Raw genomic sequence first — 13,674 nt, forward strand, 5'->3', positions numbered from 1 at the left:
CAAAGTATCTCATATAAGCTCCTCTCGTATCTCTCTTTGGTTGCCCAAAGGGCATCACAGCCTCGTAATCAATGAGCAATTGATGCAAAAGCATCATTGCAACTTTTAATCAGTGATTATCACCAAAGAGACAGTCAAGCTAAATTAAGTGATCTCCTTAAGCAAACTAAGCTTAAAGAAGTCACAGGGGGTATAAAAAGACTTTTTAGCTCTTTGGTTAGACTGTGATTAAGTTAAAGATCTGAAGTCTAATTTCTTCATTCTTGATAGTAATAATTTAGAGTTAATTTTTCAATCCTTTTTGGATGAAAATCTCTAAATTATTTCTATAAATGTATTATACGAGGAGGTTTTTATGATCTTCCACATGGTGTTTGCAATGCAATACTACTTCCACACGTTGAAAGATTTAATATGATCGCCTGTCCTGAACGATTTGTAGATATTGCCATTGCAATGGGTGAAAATGTAAATGGTCTATCGACAATGGAAGCTGCTGACAAAGCTTTAAAAGCTATTCAAAGATTAGCACAAGATGTAGGCATTCCTTCCGGTTTGAAAGAGTTAAATGTAAAAGAGAGCGATTTACCAATATTGGCAGAAAATGCGCTAAAAGATGCTTGTGGTTTAACTAACCCCCGTAAAGCCAATAAAGATGATATTATTGAGATCTTTAGACAGGCAATGTAATTTATTTATAATAGGAGGAGTTTTTCCTCCTGAATTTGATTATACCTTCTTCTCAAAAACTCTTAACTGTTTCTCTTTCTCTGTATAGTCACTCATATACTTTTTAATCAACTTCCAAAACTCTTTGGAGTGGTTTTTATAGGCTATATGGGCAAGTTCATGAATAACGACATATTCGATCAATGAAGATGAGAGTTTCATCACTTCCGGATTAAAGGTTATTCGATCTCTTTGGGAACAACTGCCCCATTTTGTCTTACTTTTTCTAAACCCTACATATTCAGGGTATAGTTTCATAGTAGCACTAAACTTTTTAACCAGCTTGGTAATCTTCTCTTCAGCTTTTTGTTTATAAAACCTATCTATCGCTTCATTTAGCTCTATTTGATTATAGTGCTTGGGGGTATAGATTTTAAACTTAGAGTGAATAAAAGTCACCTCTATATCTTTGCGATTCTGCCGGATTATCTCCACATAGTAGCTCTTTCCAAGATAGAAGAGTCGTGACCCTGTAACAATTTCGCCATGTTCAACTTCAGAGCCAACCTCTTCAAGCTTTTGAACGATCCATTTGGCTTTCGATTTAACCATTGAAGCTATCTCATCATCTAAAACTCCCTCAGGAGCTTTTACAACAACACCATTATCTCTATCAACGGTTATGTATGTATTTTTTGCTTTTTTACTTCTTGTGATTTTAAACTCTATCGTTTCTGTTCCGTACTCTACTCTCATTGATTCTCTAAAATATCTAAGATTGTTATAGGAAGCGTTTTTAAAGCCTCTTTATCGATATTTTCACTCCTTAACAGTGACTTGATATTTTTACGAATCTCTTTTTTAATGTCATCATGCTCTCTCCAATCCTTCTTCTTCAGATAGATAGCTATCCTATCAAATAGAGTAAGCGTAAAATCTTTTGGATTCTCAACAACTCTCTCTAAACTCTTATAGACTGGGAACTCTTCAGAGGAACGAAGCCCTAAACGCTTCCACTCCTCTTTTAAAGTTTGAATATCTTCCATAATTTTATCAAACTCCAAAAAGAGTTGCGCCTGACTCATTCGCTCCTCTTCCCTTGCTTTTATAAGCTCTTCAAGCCTTTTTGCAATATCTTGATAAAATTCAGGATTCTCTTTTTTGTTTGCCTGAATCATCTTTTTAATACGGTTTTTTATGATCAACTCTTTCGTTTTACCGCTCTTGTTTGCAAGCTCCTCTTCAAACCGTTTTGAGTCAGTTATATCAATAGCCTCATCAAGCAGATAGTGGACTCCTTCAGCTCTTAAGTGTTCATCTATGATCTTTTGAATCTTCTTACTCTCCTCTTTGGTTACAAAGAGCTTTTCAGGTGCATGCGTATGGATAGCTTCAAGCTTAATAGCATTAAAAAGTTTCAAATCATACTCATATGCTACAGCAAATGGATCGGGAAGTACCATATCCATAGATTTGTTAAAGAGTTTTAGAAGCTCAATAAACCTGTCTCGTAAATTTTCAGGCTCTAAGTATAAAACAGAAGCCTCTATATACTTATCTCTATTTTTAAAGCGATCGATTTTTATATCTCTAAAGAAAGCCACCATTTTAGCGTGCCTATTTTCTAAAATGGTCTTTTCCTGTTCTATGTTTGTCATAACATCACTAACTTCCAAATCATCGCTAAAGATTCTAATCGCTTCAGCCAAATACTCAGTAATTCCGGCATAATCAACAATAAGCCCTTACTCTTTACCGTTTGCCGTTCTATTGACCCTTGAAATCGCTTGAAGAAGGTTATGCTCTTTTAAAATTTTATCTATATACATACATTGAACAATCGGAGCATCATAACCGGTTAACAGCATATCGCTTACTATCAAAATAGCGGTATTGTCATACTGCTGTTTGCCACTAAGGGATTTGTCAGACTCATCACCAAAAGGAAGTTTGAAGTTCTCTATCGTCTCTTTAATTTTATCTTCCGGAGTTGCCAAATCTATAAACTCTTGTGGGTCTTTTTTATGGTTAAAACTCATAACCACTTTAGACTCAAACGGATTTAACCCCTGCTCTTTAAGCTCTAAAAATGCCTTTTGGTATGCAATTGCTTGCGTGCGGTTATGACAGACAAGCATCGCTTTAAAACCATTGGGATAGATCTTCTCTTTATAGTGTCTAATAATATCTTTAGCAATCTCTTCAACCCTTCTTCTTGCCGTCATAAAGGTATCTAAACTTGAGCCTTTTCGTGTAAGATATTCGATTTTTTGGTCACTAACTCCCTCAAATACAGCACCAAACTCTCTATTCATAAGCTCTTTTTCTATGAAAAACTTTGGCATGCCTGTTTGGTACTTGATCGCCAAAGTGTTACCATCTTCAACCGATTGTTTTATAGTGTATTTGTCTATGTAATCTCCGCCATAGAACTCTCTTAGAGTTGATTTACTCTCTTTGTCTATCGGCGTACCGGTAAAAGCGATGAATTTTGCATTTGGAAGAGATGCCCTCATATACCCAGCAATCATTCCCCCTTGCGTTCTATGTGCCTCATCAACCAAAACAAAGATATTCTCTTTATCGCTTAAAACCTCAACATCTTTTGGATCAACTCTCTCTTCAGCCTTCTCTTGAAACTTATGAATTGTTGTCATAACGGTTTTACCGTAATTATCTCTAAGCTCTTCTTTAAGATGGGCAATGCTTACAGCCTGTTTGGTGTTAGGAAAGCCTGCTCGTCTAAATGTTGAGCTTATCTGATTATCCAAATCTACCCTATCAGTCACAACTAAAATCGTTGGATTGTCAAACCCACTCTCTTCTCGTCGAAGTTTTATAGCAAGATAGACCATAGAGATCGACTTACCGCTTCCTGTTGTATGCCAGACAACACCGCCTTTCTGTTCTGTTTTTAGTTTATGGAGTATTTTATTGACCGCTCTAAGTTGTTGATAGCGTGGTAGTTTTTTAATCGTTCGCCCTTGATCAACCTCAAAGATTGTAAAGTTTCTTATGATGTCCAGTAAAACACTCTTTTGAAAAAATGAGTAGATGAGTATATCTTGAGCCGTTGGCATTCTGTTAACTAACTTGCTTATGTCTTCAAGGGAGTCTGCTTTAAACTTTGAGTAGTGTTGATAAGATGCCCCAATCGTTCCATAAAGTGCTTGAGCCTTATTGATTCCTACGCATATTTGATTATAGTAAAAAAGTTTAGGCGAGTTGTTTTGATAATACTCTAAATCACTTATAGCTTCCGATATATGCACTTTTGGAGATTTTGCCTCTATCACAGCAAGAGGCAGACCATTCACATAAACCACGACATCAGGAATCGAGTTGTTGCCTACCCCTTTATATTTCATCTGATTGACAACCAAAAAGTCATTATTCTCTATATTGTCATAATCAATGACAAACACAGGTTGCGGGTGAGAATTGGGGGTTGGCTTTTCAGTGATAGCATCTTTTTTTGTGATGAGTTCAAACAGAGCTTGATTGGCTTCCATAAGTGAAGAGGCTTGAATGTTTTTGAGCTGACGAACCACCCTTTCTAAACTGTTACCGCCAAGCCAAGGGTTTATCTTTGTAAGTGATGTTCTTAATCTATCTTCTAAAATCACTTCACTAATAGAGCTTCTAAGATCATCTTTCGCCCCATCAAAATAGTCATACCCCAACTTTTGAAATAGCTCAATTGCCGGCAGTTCACTTTGTGAATATTCGGGTCTGTTTTGGCTCATGATTCCTACTTATGTTGAAGTTTTGCCATTTTTTCGACATATTTTTGTCATAATATAAAAATTTAACTTAAATAATTTAATTATATGAAAAATATGAAATGAGTAACGGTGAAGCAACGATGAAGCAAATTTTCAAATCCTAATTCCCTAGAATAAGGGTTTTTAACTTTCACAACTTTGAAAATATAGATTATTTATGAAGCAACGGTGAAGCAAATTTATTAAACAATAGTTAAATATTTTCATTATTTTGCCCAACTTGGTATATATTCTCTTGCTTTTGTTCCAACCGTATCGTCATATATAACTATTTTACCGTCTTTTATAGTTTCATTTATAATTTTTGAAACCATTGAACGATTTTTAACTTCTATACCAAATCTTTCTCTTAAAGATGTATTGGTCATAAAATCATTTTGTATATATCTTAAACAGCAATGCAAATAACAAGCTCTTACCCTATCTAATCTATTCATATCCTTTAGCTCTTTATGAGCAAATAATATACTTATAGTATATCCATTTGTAGCCCTAAATATTGGAGCTGGAAGTTGATAAAGTTCAGTTTCTGCTACAACTTTATCAACTCCACTACCTCTTTCTTCACAAATATTTATTCTTCTCATAAAAGAAGCTAAAATTTCATTTCTTGATTTTGGTGGAGTATCTAAAAATCTATCTGTATCCACAAGGGGTTCCCCTGGATTAGTTATTTCTATACGGTTAGAATATATTTCTATCATTACAGAATTTCCTGTTTGAGAAAAATCTTGATGTATAATAGCATTAGCTACTAATTCTCTAATAGAAAGTTCAGGATACATTTGAATAGTTTTTCTAAAAGCCTTTCCTATCACTTCATTTGAAGGTAAAATACTATTAATATATTCTATAAGTCCTTCAAAGCCAACAGCATAACCTTTTCTTATTTCCTTTTCTTTTATAGTTTCTAGTTTTGAGTTGTCTTTATATTGTATTACTCTTATAGCCTTTCTTCTTAAATGATTAAAACTATATAAATCTTTTGCAAAAAGAATAGCTCCAAGATTTGTTATACTATATTTTCCATTTTGGGATTTACAAATGAGTTCATTACTTTCCAAACTTTCAATTATTGCCTTTCTATTTTCAGGTAAAGGTAAACCAATCAAATCGAAATAAGATACATATTCCAAATACCCTAAAACTTCACTTTCATCTAAATTATCTACAGCAACTTGTTTTTCAAAAGGAATTTTGTCAAAAACCCTCCATAATTCTCTCTCTTTTTCTGGCAATTCTTTTAATTTTTTCTTATGAGAACTTAATCTGATATATTCAACTCCATTAAATCTAACAGGATGTCTATATGCTGGTGCAATTTCAAGAAGAACTACATCATTATCATCAATTTTAACCTCATAGAATTTAAAATCAATTTTTGGTTCAAGCAATCTTAAAAGCCAATTTTCTAATGCTTCACCTCCATTTTTTGTAACAGATGGTTTAAAAGTTGTACCAAGAATTTTATGTGTTTTATCATCAATACCCCATACCATATAAGCATTTGTTTTTCCATTTAATGCTGCTGAATTTGATAAAGCACTAATATACTCTCCTATTAATTGAGGGGTTTTATTATTGTGTTTAAACTCTAACCATTCTGTTTCATTTGGTTGTTTTAGTAACTCTTGTATAAGTGAAATTATAAACTCATCACTTCTATCTACACTCATCAACTATCCTTCTGCCAATAATGATTAAGAATAGCACAAAATACATCAAACTTCATACTTTTACCCTCACTTCTCCAGTTAGTAGTTTTTGCATTAGACCTTTTTTTAGTTCTTCAAAAGCTTCTTTTTTGGCTTTTAGGTTTTCGATTTTTTGGTCAACTGTTGATAAAATTTCTGCTATTTGTTTTTGCTCTTCAATAGGTGGAAAGGGAAATTTAAGAGGATTGATATGTTTATTATTAATTTGTGGAATACTAGAAGTATCAGCTATATTGGAAAGTTCAAACATTACTAATAAATAATATAAAAACTCACTATTAAGAGTTTTCTTTGTAATTAATCCCATTAAATTTGTATCAATAAAACCTTCAGTTTTTAATATTCTAACCTTATTAGTAAATATTGCAGCTCCTCTTTTAGGAAAAATTATTGTACCTACTTTTAAATTTTCATAATTTGAAGTATTATATGAATATTCACTTTCACTCAAATACTTTTCACAAAAATTAAGTTGATTTACTTTAAAAAACTTATATCTACCGCCATCAAAAATAAATTTAGAAGGAGACTGACCACTAATGATTTTAACGTGATTTTCTAATTTACTGACCTCCCAACTTTTAGGAATCCTACCAATCTCACTATCTTTAAACTCACTATGCCCAATACCTTGGGTTAAAAGCTTTTGCATTAACCCTTTTTTGAGAGTTTCAGTCTCCTCTATCTGCTTATCAACAAAATCGATTTTTTGATCGACTGTACTAAGAATTTCAGCTATTTTCTTTTGTTCTTCAAGGGGTGGATATAGTATCTTAATATTTTTTATATCATTTCCATTTACTGCCGTAAAAGTAGAACCTTGAGATAATTTATCCCACTTATCTTCATAATTAACTAAAAAATGATATAAAAAATCATTATTCTCTTTAGGTTTTAATGCACAAACTCCTCTACCAATACAAGCATTATGATATGATTTGGCAATAGCTCCAACAGGTGCTCTTACCGTCATAATAATATCTCCAATATCACACTGCTTAGTTGGTTCAGAAGTATATACCCTAGGTAAAGTTTTTCTATTCTTTATATCTGCATTGCCTTGTATTAATGGTAATCCAATATTATTTTCATTATATGTTTCAGATTTTGGGGATTGTCCCATATTAACTTCACATATTTCCTCAAGTCTAACCTCTCTCCACCCCTCTGGCAACTTCTTCATCACACAAACCCCAACTCTCTCAAATATCCATTTAACTTACTATCGATCTCTTTCTCTTTAGCCTCTAACTCTTTTATGCGACCCAAAACCGCTTCTATGTCAACGATCTCTTCCTCTTCGCTTGTATCGATGTAGCGAGCGATATTGAGATTATAATCATTCTCTTCAATCTCACGCATATCGACAATACGCATAAACTTATCGATATCTTTAAGAGCATCATAAGCATTGACGATTTTAGAGATATTCTCAGGTGTTAGAGTGTTTTGGTTTTTTCCCTCTTTATACTCTTTTGAAGCATCTATAAAGATAACTCTGTTTTTTAAATGCTTAGGTTTTGACTTGTTTATGATGATTATGCATGCAGGTATGCCTGTATTGTAAAAGAGTTTTTCAGGCAGTCCGATGATCGCTTCTATCAGATCATCTTTGAGTATCCCTTTACGGATTTTCCCCTCACTGCTTCCACGAAACAGAACACCGTGAGGTAGGATGATTCCCATTTTTCCACTCTGTTTCAGCACACTTATCATGTGTTGTAAAAATGCAAAATCTCCATAACCTCTTGGTGGTATGCCATATTTAAAACGACCATACTCGTCCGATACCACTTGGTTATATTTTGGAGTGATCGGTTTACCCTTTGCGTCGGTTTGCAGGTCAGCTTCGGCAGCTTCCCACCACTTTTTTAGGCTAAAGGGTGGATTGGCTATTACTCTGTCAAATGTCTCTAATTCACCGTTTACAATGTGTTTAGGGCTTCCAAGCGTATCACCCTTGCGAATATCACTATCTTTAAAGTTATGCACAATCATATTGATTTTACAGATTGCCCACGTACCAAGATTTTTCTCTTGCCCTTTTAGGGTACAATCCACAAATTCTCCGATCATACCGCCATTTTTAGCAATATATTTGGCTGACTCTATCAGCATACCACCTGATCCGCATGTTGGGTCATAAATGCTATTACCTGCTTCAGGCTTTATGAGTTGCACTAAAAGTTGTACTACCTCTTTAGGGGTATAAAACTCACCGCCTTTCTTACCGCCAGCATCTGCAAACTCACGAATGAGGTACTCATAAGCATTTCCAAGTATGTCAGGGTTTTCAAGGTCACTATTAGCAAGAGAGTATTTGTTAAAATGGTTCAGAAGTCGTGCAAGGAGGACATCTGGTAGTTTTTCACTATCTCCAAAGTGTACCGTAGTCATAACACCCTCTAATGCAGGGTTTGCCTCCTCAATGGCACTAAAAGCTTGATCTATAGCTTGACCAATATTCTCTGTCTTTTTAGTAATATTGCTCCACCAAGCAATCTCAGGTATGTAAAATCTATGAAAATCTTCATCTTCTATTGCTTCTTCAAGTGAGATACCCTCTTGCTCAGCCGCAATTTTAGCCTCTTCAAAAAATTGATCATTCGCACGTTTTAAAAAGAGAAGTCCAAAGATGTAGTTTTTAAAATCAGAGCTATCGATATGTCCTCGCATAATATTTGCAGAATCCCATAACCAAGATTCTAATGTCTCTAGATCTAGTTTTTCTGGCATCGATAACCTTTTAATAAATTCTGTTCATTATATCATTTTATAGAATAGATAAAAATATAGGTATCTAAAACTTGACAAAATGAACATATGTGCAATATAATTCAGTTTAAAAGTTTTGAACATATTCTCATAAAAGGAGAGAAGATGAGGAGAAGAGGACGAAGAAATAGAGCCAGAAACATCGAGTTTGAGCCTGAAACTCTATGTTTTAAACCGTGTGGCAGACGTGGATGTCTTTTAGACCGTGTAGTGTTAAGATATGACGAGATAGAAAGTTTAAGATTAGCTGACTATGAGGGGTTGTATCAAGAAGAGGCGGCACAGAGAATGAACATTTCACGATCTACATTTTCACGCATAGTTACAGAGGCTAGAAAAAAAGTGACCGATGCCATTTTGAATGGTAAAATTCTTATGATTAAAGAGGTAGATGATGATAGTAGCAGTAGTAACAAATAGTGGTAAAAGTGTCTCAAACCATATAGCTTTAGCTAAAAATATAGCTTTTTATGAGTTTCCTAAAGGTAATTTAATTAAAATCATACCCAACCCAATTATGGAAAAGATAAAAGATAATAATATCAAATTAGAAAAAAATCCATCAGGTGGAAGACACTTAAAAACAGGAAAAGAGTTACCAAAGTTTTTAGCCAAAGAGGGTGCAGATATATTTATAGCAAAGCAGATGGGAGAAGGAATGAAAATGAACCTTATTGATCTGGGGATTAAACCCTGTTTAACTCAAGCTCAAACTATTGAAGATGCAATCGGAGAGTTAAAGTGTCTTTAGCAAAAACCTCTCTCTTTCTATCTATAACTCTACTCGTTATAGGTTGTACAGACTCAAAGCCAAAACAAAAACTTAATGCCCAAAGTCTTCTTTTAGAGAAATGCTCAAGCTGTCATAACTTAGATATGCCTCCAAAGACATCTCCAGATGAGAAAGCTCCGCCTATGATGGCTGTTACATTTCATATAAGAGATTTTATGAAGGTAAACAACCCTTCTGAAAAAAAGCAAAAGTTCATAGACTTTGTAACCGACTATGCACTAAACCCATCTGCTGAAAAATCTTTTTGCGATAAAAAGAGTTTAGAAGATTATGGCGTAATGCCTTCACAAAAGGGAAAAGTATCAAAAGATGAGTTACAGGCGATTGCCAGATATATGTATGATCATTATGATCCGGAAAAATTTATGAAACTTATGCAAGAGCAGGCAAGACTTGCAGCACTTCCAACCCATAAGCGTGTAATAGAACAAAAAAACTGTCTAAGCTGTCACGATATTGAAAAAGAGAAAATTGCTCCCTCTTTTAAAACTATTGCTAAACGGTATAACGTAAATCAAATTGATGAGCTTAGTAAAAGCATAAAAAATGGAAGTCGTGGAAAATGGGAAGGGTTCAAACTCTCTATGCCACCATTTAAAGATTTAAAAGATTCAGAAGCTAAGTCTATGGCTGAATGGATTTTATCGCTTAAAAAATGATGAAACTAGATATTGAACTACTTAAATCGATACCTATATTCAATAAATTAAATAGCAGTGAACTTCTCTCTTTGCAAGAGATCTCTTCTGTTAAAAGATTAGAGAAAGAGGAGGTTCTTTTCTATGAAGGTGATGAAAGTAAAACTCTGCATATTGTAATTGATGGCGAAATAGAGGTTTATAAAGTAAACTCAAAAGGGAAAGAGATCATTCTAAAAAAGTTTATACCATTCTCTTTTATAGCTGAAGTATCTAACTACAATGGAATCAACTTTCCTGCATCTGCCAAAGCTACCTGCCCTTCTACAGTGTTATTGATAAATTTCAAAGAGTTTGAAAAAAAGTTTCTTTTTCACCCCACCATTGCACCTGTAATCTTAAAATCTATGGCAAACAAAGTTATGAATTTGGAAAAGGTTATATCTAATAATCTAATTTTAGATGCATCACAAAGAGTAGCAAAGTTTATATATGACAATGAAGAGTGTTTAAATAAGATCAAACACCATAAAATTGCAGAATATTTAAATATCACCCCTGTTACACTTTCAAGAATTTTAAAGAGATTTAAAGATGAAAAGCTTATAGAGACTCATAACAATAAATTCACTGCAAATAGAGAACGGTTAAAAAAAGAGTTCTCTTAACCTATGTTAATGACACTTCTTTCCCCCTAAGCTAAACTTCTGCTCCTAAAATCAACTGCTAGGGGGAATATAATGAGTATGTTTTGTAATCAATGTGAAATGAGTATGCCAAATGGTTGTGGTAGCAATGGTCAAACTGTAGGAACTTGTGGTAAAGATGAAACTTTGTCAAATCTTCAAGATACAATGATTTATGGTCTTAAAGGGTTAAGCGCATATAGAGAACACTTAAATGAGCTAGCACCTGAACAAGTAAAAGATATTGATGATGTTATAGCTGAAACGCTATATTTCACCCTTACAAATGTCAACTTCAATTTTGATGACCACATTAAACAGCTTATGAAAGTTGGAAGTGCCGGTGTTAAAGTTATGGATCGACTGTCAAACGCACATACTAACAAATTTGGAATTCCTACTCCGGTTGTCATTCCTCAAAACAGAGTTGAAGGTAAAGCAATTCTTGTTAGTGGACACAATTTAGAGATGCTTAAAGCACTTTTAGAAGCAACAAAAGATAAAGGGATCAATGTCTACACCCACTCAGAGATGTTACCGGCACACGGCTACCCTGAATTAAGAAAGTATCCTCACCTAAAAGGAAATGTTGGAAAAGCTTGGTTTGATCAAGTTGATTTGATGAAAAAGTTCAAAGGTACATTTGTAGTAAATACAAACTGCATAATCCCTCCTGCTAAAAATGCTGACTATGTAGATAGAGTATTTACTTACAAAATTGTAGGAATTGAGGGGGCTACACCAATCATAGATGACAATTTTGATGAGTTGATTGAAAGAACACTTCAATGTGAAGATACAAATATGCACGCAGATACAACTCTAACTACAGGTCACCACTATAAAACTATTTTAACTCTTGCTCCAAAAATTTTAGAAGCTATTAAAGAGGGAAAAATAAGAAAATTCTTTGTAATTGCTGGTTGTGACGCACCAGGTAAAGCTGGAAACTACTATAGGGAAATGGCAGTAAATTTACCAAAAGATTGTGTAATCATCACTTCTAGCTGTGGTAAATTCAGATTTAACGACATCGACTTTGGAGAGATCGAAGGAACAGAAATTCCAAGATATTTGGATCTTGGTCAGTGTAACGACTCAAATGGTGCAGTAGAAATAGCAAAAGCATTAAGTGAAGCTTTAAATATTCCAATCAATGATTTACCAGTAGCCATAGTTCTTAGCTGGATGGAGCAAAAAGCTGTAATCATACTATTAGCACTATTTAGCTTAGGAATCAAAAATATATATCTTGGACCAAAACCACCACAATTTTTAAATGATGATATTGTAAATTTTCTAATTGATACTTTCAATCTGCACTATACAGGAAATGCAAAAGAGGATTTAAAAGTATTACTTGAGAAGTAGGGTTTTCCCCCTACTCTCTGAAAACCTTTCAAATAATATGCTTCAAACTACTGTTTTCTTATATGTTCTGCTTCTATAAAAAACTGGTGAGCAAGCGTAATTACAAAAAAGACCTGCCCGAAGATTCCAACACCTGGAATCAGCGAAAGCAGATAAAGTATGAAAGTTGTTGCAGCTATACGCCACTTTGCTCTTTTAAAAATGGTTTTCATCTCATCTTTGTCAAAAATCTCACCTGCAACATCACGTGTTAAAAGTGAATGAAATAGAAAATAGAATGGAGCGTTAACTGCAACAATGTTAATAAGAGGTATAAAATAAAATGGAAGTGATACAAAGAAAAAGAGTAAAAAAAGTGCAAACTTTTTAAGCATAAAAACGATGTAGTCTGTTATTGGTACAGTAGCTTTACGTTCAATTGTTGGGTAGTGTCTTTTTTGTACCTCAGCAACTATATATGGAGTAAAAAAACCTATGATAATTACAGCTAAAATAACTGAAATAAGAACTGCAAATCCTCCACCAATTACATAAAAAAGTGTTCCGGCTATTGCTTTAAAAAGAAAACTTCCAGCTATTGCAGAAAAGATAGGATACTCTTTTGCAAATTGAGCCATCTCATTTTGTGTTTGTGCTACATCCGGATTTTCCGCTATTTGTGCAGCTATATTTAACATATCAAAAAACTCACCCGAAAGGTAGTAGAGAAAAATAAAGGATACAAGCATCGTTATAATAAACGGTGCTGTTGTAAGTGTTAAAAATTTTGTTGTTAAAAAGTCTGAAAAAGCCTTGGCTAAAAGAGAGCCTTCTGTATATCTATTTTGTATCTTTTGAGTCATTCTCATTTTCCTGTGGTTCTATTATAATTGTATCATCATCACTTTTATCTTCTATATTATACCCCAATAAATCCATACCAAATTAGACAACAAGCCAAATTGCTCTATAATTAGGTATTTACAAACGAAAAAGTTACACCTAAAACTTTCACCCAATGGGTGTAACTTTTTCAAACACGGAAGGAAATTATGCCACAAACTATATTAAGCTTTGATATTGAAACAACAAATGAGAAATTAACACCAAGAGCAGGTGTAGCAATATTTGGTGAATACCTAAAAGGTATGAATCTTGAACACCTTTGTAATACAAACATTCCCTTGGCTAAACATCCAAATGGGTACGATCCATTTGAGTTCATATATCCTTTGATTCTAATGCTTCACAGCAGTGGTCGTG

General features: G+C 33.9%; 13 protein-coding genes and 1 pseudogene. 7 read left to right on the forward strand and 7 right to left on the reverse strand.

Features of this window, described 5'->3' with window-relative positions:
• Positions 1 to 339 precede the first annotated feature (339 nt).
• Complete coding sequence (locus tag BM227_RS11105) at positions 340 to 690, forward strand: dehydroquinate synthase/iron-containing alcohol dehydrogenase family protein (RefSeq protein WP_281244330.1); 351 nt, start codon at positions 340 to 342, stop codon at positions 688 to 690.
• Between the two features lie 39 nt (positions 691 to 729).
• Here the strand turns inward: BM227_RS11105 and BM227_RS11110 are convergent, their stop codons facing one another.
• The 6 genes from BM227_RS11110 to BM227_RS11135 all read right to left on the reverse strand — a co-directional run bounded on the left by BM227_RS11110 (position 730) and on the right by BM227_RS11135 (position 8,905).
• Positions 730 to 1,425 (reverse strand): M48 family metallopeptidase, encoded by a 696-nt coding sequence (locus tag BM227_RS11110; protein ID WP_092913913.1) that lies wholly within the window; start codon positions 1,423 to 1,425, stop codon positions 730 to 732.
• Entirely contained in the window at positions 1,422 to 2,378 is a 957-nt protein-coding gene (locus BM227_RS11115) for a type I restriction enzyme endonuclease domain-containing protein (protein ID WP_092913915.1), read from the reverse strand. Before BM227_RS11115 ends, BM227_RS11110 begins: the two co-directional genes overlap by 4 nt.
• Positions 2,379 to 2,414: 36 nt before the next feature.
• Complete coding sequence (locus BM227_RS11120; protein WP_092913917.1) at positions 2,415 to 4,415, reverse strand: type I restriction endonuclease subunit R; 2,001 nt, start codon at positions 4,413 to 4,415, stop codon at positions 2,415 to 2,417.
• Between the two features lie 245 nt (positions 4,416 to 4,660).
• A complete protein-coding gene (locus BM227_RS11125; protein WP_092913919.1) occupies positions 4,661 to 6,130 on the reverse strand; it encodes an ATP-binding protein in 1,470 nt (489 codons plus the stop codon).
• A 52-nt stretch (positions 6,131 to 6,182) separates the two neighbouring features.
• On the reverse strand, positions 6,183 to 7,352 hold the full coding sequence (locus BM227_RS11130) for a restriction endonuclease subunit S (protein WP_092913920.1): 1,170 nt from the start codon (positions 7,350 to 7,352) through the stop codon (positions 6,183 to 6,185).
• Positions 7,352 to 8,905 (reverse strand): type I restriction-modification system subunit M, encoded by a 1,554-nt coding sequence (locus BM227_RS11135; RefSeq protein ID WP_092913922.1) that lies wholly within the window; start codon positions 8,903 to 8,905, stop codon positions 7,352 to 7,354. The genes BM227_RS11130 and BM227_RS11135 overlap by 1 nt, the downstream gene beginning before the upstream one ends.
• Positions 8,906 to 8,992: 87 nt before the next feature.
• Between BM227_RS11135 and BM227_RS11140 the strand changes: the two genes are divergently transcribed.
• The 5 genes from BM227_RS11140 to hcp all read left to right on the forward strand — a co-directional run bounded on the left by BM227_RS11140 (position 8,993) and on the right by hcp (position 12,432).
• The gene (locus BM227_RS11140; protein WP_218147952.1) at positions 8,993 to 9,364 is read left to right on the forward strand and encodes a DUF134 domain-containing protein; all 372 of its coding nucleotides are present in this window, start codon (positions 8,993 to 8,995) and stop codon (positions 9,362 to 9,364) included.
• Entirely contained in the window at positions 9,339 to 9,695 is a 357-nt protein-coding gene (locus BM227_RS11145; protein ID WP_218147953.1) for a NifB/NifX family molybdenum-iron cluster-binding protein, read from the forward strand. Before BM227_RS11140 ends, BM227_RS11145 begins: the two co-directional genes overlap by 26 nt.
• Positions 9,686 to 10,396, forward strand: a complete 711-nt coding sequence (locus tag BM227_RS11150; RefSeq protein ID WP_092913927.1) for a c-type cytochrome — start codon at positions 9,686 to 9,688, stop codon at positions 10,394 to 10,396. Before BM227_RS11145 ends, BM227_RS11150 begins: the two co-directional genes overlap by 10 nt.
• Positions 10,396 to 11,043: a Crp/Fnr family transcriptional regulator gene (locus tag BM227_RS11155; protein ID WP_218147954.1), complete on the forward strand. Its 648-nt coding sequence runs from the start codon at positions 10,396 to 10,398 to the stop codon at positions 11,041 to 11,043. The genes BM227_RS11150 and BM227_RS11155 overlap by 1 nt, the downstream gene beginning before the upstream one ends.
• Before the next feature lie 72 nt (positions 11,044 to 11,115).
• Positions 11,116 to 12,432 (forward strand): hydroxylamine reductase, encoded by a 1,317-nt coding sequence (hcp, locus tag BM227_RS11160; RefSeq protein ID WP_092913930.1) that lies wholly within the window; start codon positions 11,116 to 11,118, stop codon positions 12,430 to 12,432.
• 47 nt (positions 12,433 to 12,479) lie between these two features.
• Here the strand turns inward: hcp and BM227_RS11165 are convergent, their stop codons facing one another.
• On the reverse strand, positions 12,480 to 13,274 hold the full coding sequence (locus BM227_RS11165; protein WP_177202050.1) for an EI24 domain-containing protein: 795 nt from the start codon (positions 13,272 to 13,274) through the stop codon (positions 12,480 to 12,482).
• Positions 13,275 to 13,463: 189 nt separating this feature from the next.
• Between BM227_RS11165 and BM227_RS11170 the strand changes: the two are divergent.
• Positions 13,464 to 13,674 (forward strand): annotated as a pseudogene (locus tag BM227_RS11170) (IS1380-like element ISSlsp1 family transposase); the annotation flags it as partial.

Source organism: Hydrogenimonas thermophila (assembly GCF_900115615.1).
Classification (GTDB): domain Bacteria; phylum Campylobacterota; class Campylobacteria; order Campylobacterales; family Hydrogenimonadaceae; genus Hydrogenimonas; species Hydrogenimonas thermophila.

Coding starts and splice junctions, on each gene's coding strand:
- hcp (WP_092913930.1), top strand. CDS start 11,116: ATGAGTATGTTTTGTAATCAATGTGAAATGAGTATGCCAAATGGTTGT.
- BM227_RS11165 (WP_177202050.1), bottom strand. CDS start 13,274: ATGACTCAAAAGATACAAAATAGATATACAGAAGGCTCTCTTTTAGCC.
- BM227_RS11110 (WP_092913913.1), bottom strand. CDS start 1,425: ATGAGAGTAGAGTACGGAACAGAAACGATAGAGTTTAAAATCACAAGA.
- BM227_RS11130 (WP_092913920.1), bottom strand. CDS start 7,352: ATGAAGAAGTTGCCAGAGGGGTGGAGAGAGGTTAGACTTGAGGAAATA.
- BM227_RS11135 (WP_092913922.1), bottom strand. CDS start 8,905: ATGCCAGAAAAACTAGATCTAGAGACATTAGAATCTTGGTTATGGGAT.
- BM227_RS11140 (WP_218147952.1), top strand. CDS start 8,993: ATGTGCAATATAATTCAGTTTAAAAGTTTTGAACATATTCTCATAAAA.
- BM227_RS11145 (WP_218147953.1), top strand. CDS start 9,339: ATGATAGTAGCAGTAGTAACAAATAGTGGTAAAAGTGTCTCAAACCAT.
- BM227_RS11120 (WP_092913917.1), bottom strand. CDS start 4,415: ATGAGCCAAAACAGACCCGAATATTCACAAAGTGAACTGCCGGCAATT.
- BM227_RS11125 (WP_092913919.1), bottom strand. CDS start 6,130: ATGAGTGTAGATAGAAGTGATGAGTTTATAATTTCACTTATACAAGAG.
- BM227_RS11155 (WP_218147954.1), top strand. CDS start 10,396: ATGAAACTAGATATTGAACTACTTAAATCGATACCTATATTCAATAAA.